This is a genomic window from Escherichia sp. TW14182, assembly GCF_000208525.1.
Lineage (GTDB): Bacteria > Pseudomonadota > Gammaproteobacteria > Enterobacterales > Enterobacteriaceae > Escherichia > Escherichia ruysiae.
Window position 1 is genome coordinate 1 of sequence record NZ_AEJZ01000367.1, and the last position, 3,498, is coordinate 3,498.

3 protein-coding genes are annotated in these 3,498 nt (G+C 45.9%); 1 reads left to right on the top strand and 2 read right to left on the bottom strand.

What is annotated here, in order from left to right; all coding sequences use genetic code 11:
- The first annotated feature begins 389 nt into the window (after positions 1-389).
- Positions 390-1,340, top strand: a complete 951-nt coding sequence (gene coaA, locus EQY_RS0121820; RefSeq protein ID WP_000023076.1) for a type I pantothenate kinase — start codon at positions 390-392, stop codon at positions 1,338-1,340.
- Positions 1,341-1,371: 31 nt separating this feature from the next.
- Here coaA and birA read toward each other — a convergent pair whose 3' ends face one another.
- Positions 1,372-2,334, bottom strand: a complete 963-nt coding sequence (gene birA, locus EQY_RS0121825) for a bifunctional biotin--[acetyl-CoA-carboxylase] ligase/biotin operon repressor BirA (RefSeq protein WP_000654640.1) — start codon at positions 2,332-2,334, stop codon at positions 1,372-1,374.
- On the bottom strand, positions 2,331-3,359 hold the full coding sequence (murB, locus tag EQY_RS0121830) for a UDP-N-acetylmuramate dehydrogenase (RefSeq protein ID WP_001016676.1): 1,029 nt from the start codon (positions 3,357-3,359) through the stop codon (positions 2,331-2,333). The genes birA and murB overlap by 4 nt, the downstream gene beginning before the upstream one ends.
- Positions 3,360-3,498 lie beyond the last annotated feature (139 nt).

Below are 3,498 nucleotides of genomic sequence, written 5' to 3' on the forward strand. Positions count from 1 at the left end.
GTTGCTCTACCTACTGAGCTAAGTCGGCATCAAGTAGCGCGCATTCTATGGAGACATGCGAGCTCATGCAACTAAAAAATTGCATAATTTGTTTTGTTGGTCATATTTTAAACAACTCGATGAAGAAACAGTCGAACAATGAGCAGATTAGCACATTTTTTCAGCATTGTTCTGCTTAACAATATGCGCCAGTTAAAACACCATTCTTTTTATCAGATGGAATATCTGTCACATTGCTTTTCACCGATAGCTTCCCGGAAGCGATTTTTTCTTATTATTCCTCCCCATCTGGTGTTACCCTCCTGCCCATTAACCCATTCAACAGAACTGTGACGCGCCATGGCAAATATCGCTTTGCCGATAGAGCTATGACCGTCAGAAACATGCTTATGAGTATAAAAGAGCAAACGTTAATGACGCCTTACCTACAGTTTGACCGCAACCAGTGGGCAGCTCTGCGTGATTCCGTACCGATGACGTTATCGGAAGATGAGATCGCCCGTCTCAAAGGTATAAATGAAGATCTCTCGTTAGAAGAAGTTGCCGAGATCTATTTGCCTTTGTCGCGTTTGCTGAACTTCTATATAAGCTCGAATCTGCGCCGTCAGGCAGTTCTGGAACAGTTTCTTGGCACTAACGGACAACGCATTCCTTACATTATCAGCATCGCAGGCAGTGTAGCTGTAGGGAAAAGTACAACCGCCCGTGTATTACAGGCACTATTAAGCCGTTGGCCGGAACATCGTCGTGTTGAACTGATCACTACCGATGGTTTTCTTCATCCCAACAAAGTGCTTAAAGAACGCGGGTTGATGAAAAAGAAAGGCTTCCCGGAATCGTATGATATGCATCGCCTGGTGAAGTTTGTTTCCGATCTCAAATCCGGCGTGCCAAACGTTACAGCCCCTGTTTACTCGCATCTTATTTATGATGTGATCCCGGATGGAGATAAAACTGTTGTTCAGCCTGATATTTTAATTCTTGAAGGGTTAAATGTCTTACAGAGTGGGATGGATTATCCGCACGACCCACATCATGTATTTGTTTCTGATTTCGTCGATTTTTCGATATATGTTGATGCACCGGAAGACTTACTTCAGACGTGGTATATCAACCGTTTTCTGAAATTCCGCGAAGGGGCTTTTACAGACCCGGATTCCTATTTCCATAACTACGCGAAATTAACTAAAGAAGAAGCTATTAAGACTGCCATGACGTTGTGGAAAGAGATCAACTGGCTGAACTTAAAGCAAAATATTCTACCTACTCGCGAGCGAGCCAGTTTAATCCTGACGAAAAGTGCTAATCATGCGGTAGAAGAAGTCAGATTACGCAAATAATTTAAAGGGGAGCTAATGCTCCCCTTATTTATTATTCTGCGCTACGCAGGGATATTTCACCACCCATCCAGGGTTTTATTATTCCATCCTGCTCAAGCAATAAAGCGCCCTGTTTGTCTATTCCGCGTGAAATACCAAATATTTCTTTATCACCAATGATAAGTTTCACTGGGCGATTAATAAAATTATCCAGCTTTTCCCAACGCGAAAGATAAGGTGCCAATCCTTCTTGCTCGAAGAGTTCCAGCGCCGCGCGTAATTCACGTATTAGCATGGCCGCCAACGTATTACGATCAAGATTGATCCCTGCTTCCTGCAATGTGATCCATCCCTGGTTAACGACACTCTCTTCAACACGACGCATTGCCATGTTGATCCCGGCGCCAATGACTATTTGCGCTGCATCGCCGGTTTTGCCAGTCAGCTCCACAAGAATGCCTGCCAGCTTGCAATCCTGTAGATAGAGGTCATTAGGCCATTTAACGCGAACTTTATCTGCACCCAGCTTGCGTAATACTTCCGCCATCACGATACCGATAACCAGACTTAAACCAATTGCCGCAGCCGGGCCTTGTTCCAGACGCCAGAACATCGACAAATATAAGTTTGCGCCAAAAGGCGAAAACCATTTCCGACCACGGCGACCACGGCCTGCCTGCTGATATTCTGCGACGCAGGCATCGCCCGATTTAAGCTCTTCGATACGATCAAGAAGGTACTGATTAGTGGAGTCAATTACTGGCAGCACGGCTACACTACCGCCATCCAGCTGACTCAATATCTGTTCAGCATTAAGTAACTGAATGGGCTCAGGCAGGCTGTATCCTTTACCCGGAAGGGTAAAGACATCAACGCCCCAGTCACGCAGTGTTTGAATGTGTTTATTAATGGCCGCCCGGCTCATTCCTAACGTTTCACCCAGCTGCTCGCCAGAGTGAAATTCGCCATTCGCTAACAGCGTGATTAATTTCAGTGGAACGGTATTATCCTTCATGAAATCGTCTCCACTGCGCTAACTTCACCTGATGCACCAATAAAGCGAACTTCGGGCTCAAGCCAGACATTAAATTTTTCACCAACTTTCTGTCTTACATGATGTGCCAGTTGCACGACATCTTCGCTTTTTGCATTGCCTTCATTGACGAGAACTAACGCCTGTTGACGGTGTACCGCAGCCCCACCCATTTGCGTCCCTTTTAGCTGACACTGATCGATGAGCCAGCCAGCAGCCAGTTTTACTGAACCATCCGCCTGAGGGTAATTCGGTGCCGTTGGAAATTGTGCCAACAACGCGTTAGCCGTTTCCACAGATACAACAGGATTTTTGAAGAAACTACCAGCATTGCCGTTCACTTTTGGATCGGGCAGCTTTGTAGTTCTCATATGGCACACCGCATCAAATACTTGCTGTGGCGTTACTGTTGAAGGCTCCAGACGAGTTAAGTCACCGTAAGTCAGTACAGGTTGCCACTCTTTTGGCAGACGCAGACCTACAGCAACAATGGCGAAGCGGTCCTGATATTCATGCTTAAAAATACTGTCGCGATAGCCAAAACGGCACTCTTTGGCAGTTAAGCGCACTTGCTTGCCTGTCGTTAGCTCAACGCAGTCAACGTAATCGCAAACGCGCTGTAATTCTACGCCATAAGCACCAATATTCTGGATAGGTGATGAGCCGACACAACCAGGAATTAATGCCAGATTTTCCAGACCAGGCATACCTTCCTGCAAAGTGTATTTTACCAGGCGATGCCAGTTTTCTCCGGCTCCTACATGTAAATACCACGCATCAGGTTCATCATGAATTTCGATACCTTTGATCCGGTTGATGATCACCGTGCCGCGATAGTCTTCCAGAAAAAGTACATTACTTCCTTCACCCAGGATAAGAACGGGTTGTCCTTCTGCGGTTGCATGCTGCCAGGCATTGAGTAGTTGTTGTTCGTCTTCGGCACATACAATGTGCTGAGCATTATGATCAATACCAAATGTGTTCCAGGGTTTTAAGGAGTGGTTCATAGCTGCTTTCCTGATACAAAAACGAGGCTAGTTTACCGTATCTGCGGGGGGATGGCTTGTAGATATGATGACAGGAAGAGTTTGTAGAAACGCAAAAAGGCCATCCTTGCGGATGGCCTTCTGCTTTATCTGATGCCTG

Coding starts and splice junctions, on each gene's coding strand:
- coaA (WP_000023076.1), top strand. CDS start 390: ATGAGTATAAAAGAGCAAACGTTAATGACGCCTTACCTACAGTTTGAC.
- birA (WP_000654640.1), bottom strand. CDS start 2,334: ATGAAGGATAATACCGTTCCACTGAAATTAATCACGCTGTTAGCGAAT.
- murB (WP_001016676.1), bottom strand. CDS start 3,359: ATGAACCACTCCTTAAAACCCTGGAACACATTTGGTATTGATCATAAT.